Annotated in this window: 1 protein-coding gene; it reads left to right on the top strand. The window is 47.9% G+C overall.

Features of this window, described 5'->3' with window-relative positions:
- Window positions 1-603: 603 nt before the first annotated feature.
- On the top strand, window positions 604-2,268 hold the full coding sequence (gene ltrA, locus DW769_RS16235; RefSeq protein WP_054356384.1) for a group II intron reverse transcriptase/maturase: 1,665 nt from the start codon (window positions 604-606) through the stop codon (window positions 2,266-2,268).
- The last annotated feature ends 116 nt before the right edge of the window (window positions 2,269-2,384 follow it).

Raw genomic sequence — 2,384 nt, 5'->3', positions numbered from 1 at the left:
GCGCGACACGAGGTCGCGTAATTAAACTGTTCGGCGCTGACCGAACCTGTTATTCCATTAGCAGTAGCCTATCGTCACCGAAGCGGCTGGCAACGGCCGTGAGGCAGCATGACGAGAAAAGGTAGCCCTCCCGAAAGGGTTAAGCCGAAACCTCGAGGCAGAGGCGAAAAGCTGGAAGCAACGTCCGGCTGGGGAGCTTGGCTTGTGTAGTATGGTGAATGTAAGTAAATCGCTGTTAAACGTCGTTAGCGGGAACCAGGCTAAAGTTGCTGATAGGCCTGAACCAAAAGGTGTGCAGTCGGATGTTCTCCTGTAAGCTGGGAACACATGGACAAACATGACTGCCGGCGGATAGGCGGCACCTAACCTACACGGTTGATTACGTGAAACGTGTTAAGCCCGCGCTCTCTCCGTATATTCGGAAAGCTGACCGCAAGGAAAGCCGATAGAAACGCGGGTAAGGAACGCTGGAAAAAGCGAACGCCGACCTTGTAATGAGGACGGATAGGGATTGAAACAGCATCCCACGCGAAAGCGGGCTGACTTCCAGCAGGTCTATCTTTACGAGAGAATTTACAGAACTTTTGAGAGGAGGAATTGCAAATGAACAGGAAACTGTGTGCGCCTGCTGACAGGGCACGAAGCTGGGAATCCATTGATTGGAAGAAAGCGGAGGCCTATGTTAAAAAGCTGCAAATGCGTATCGTAAAGGCTCAAAAAGACGGTCATTACAGCAAAGTGAAAACTCTGCAATGGCTGTTGACGCACTCTTTCTATGCCAAGGCATTGGCAGTGAAACGTGTGACAAGTAATAAAGGCAAAAATACCGCTGGTGTAGACCATGAATTATGGAAAACGCCAAAAGGCAAATTCGAGGCGATTGACAAACTCAAACGCCGGGGCTATAAGCCCCAACCTCTCAGACGGGTGTATATCCCGAAGAAAAACGGAAAATTACGCCCGCTGAATATTCCAACGATGACAGACCGCGCCATGCAGACATTATATAAGTTTGCACTGGAACCATTGGCAGAAACTCTGGCAGACCCGAACTCCTACGGCTTTAGAATTGGAAGAAGCACACACGATGCCATCGGGCAATGCTTTAACGATTTGTGCAGAGCCGGTTCGCCTCAATGGATTTTGGAGGGAGATATTAAAGGGTGCTTTGACCATATCAGTCATAGCTGGTTAATGAAAAATATCCCAATGGACAAGGAAATGCTCGAAAAATGGCTGAAATGTGGCTTTGTGGAAACCAGAAAAATCTTTCCGACAGAGGAAGGGACCCCACAGGGCGGCACAATATCGCCAGTTTTGATGAACATGACCTTGGACGGTCTGGAGCGGATTCTAAAAGAAAGATTCCCGATGAGACGGACGGTGGCAGGTAAAACCATCTACGACCAGATTAATTTCGTGCGATATGCCGACGACTTTATCGTCACCGGGAAAAGCCCGGAAACTTTGCGTAACGAGGTTATGCCGCTTATCAAGGACTTTCTGGCGGAACGCGGCCTGCAACTTTCAGAGGAAAAAACGGTGATTACACATATCAGCGACGGCTTTGATTTTCTTGGGCAGAACATTCGGAAATACAACGGAAAATTGCTTATAAAGCCGTCAAAGAATGCAGTAAAAGCTTTCCTCAAAAAAGTGCGGACTATTGTTAAGGAGAACAAAACCGCCACGCAGGACTTGCTCATTCGCAAACTAAATCCTGTGATTCGCGGTTGGGTCAACTACCACCGCTATGTAGTTTCTGCGGATATTTTTGGATTAGTTGACCACAGGATTTTCGAGTGCCTATGGAAGTGGGCTTGCCGCAGACACAAACGAAAAGGTAGGAAATGGATTGCCAACAAATATTGGCACCATATTGATAACCGGACGTGGACGTTTGCAGCAGAGCCTGCTTTCCGCGGTAAAGATTTCGATGAAAAATACCTCAAGCTGGAATACGCGGCAAATACTAAAATCATCCGATTCAAGAAAATCACCGCCGAAGCCAACCCATTCGATAAAAAATGGACGGGATATTATGAGGAACGTGACGGGGAAAGAATGCTGAACAGCACCAAAGGACGAGAAAAACTCGTTAAAATTTGGAACAACCAAAAACGGTGCTGCCCTGTATGCGGAGAAAGAATTACATCTGAAACAGGATTTAAGACGCATTTTATCACCGAAAACAACAGGAAGTGGCCTGCTATTATGGTACATCCCTGGTGTCATCGAAATCTGCATGAGCCGGACTACTTGATTTGAGCCGGGTTTCGTTTTACACGAGGCCTTACGATAGGCTTGAGCCGTATGACGGGAAACTGTCACGTACGGTTCTTAGGGGAGGGGCTGGCAGCAATGCCAGTCTCTTACCCGACATC

This window comes from Blautia sp. AM29-29 (genome assembly GCF_003480555.1).
Classification (GTDB): domain Bacteria; phylum Bacillota; class Clostridia; order Lachnospirales; family Lachnospiraceae; genus Fusicatenibacter; species Fusicatenibacter saccharivorans.
The sequence above is the reverse complement of the archived record's forward strand: the minus strand, read 5'-3'. Positions and strand labels throughout refer to the sequence as shown.

Excerpts from the sequence above, each read along its gene's own strand:
- ltrA (WP_054356384.1), top strand. The coding sequence starts at position 604 with ATGAACAGGAAACTGTGTGCGCCTGCTGACAGGGCACGAAGCTGGGAA.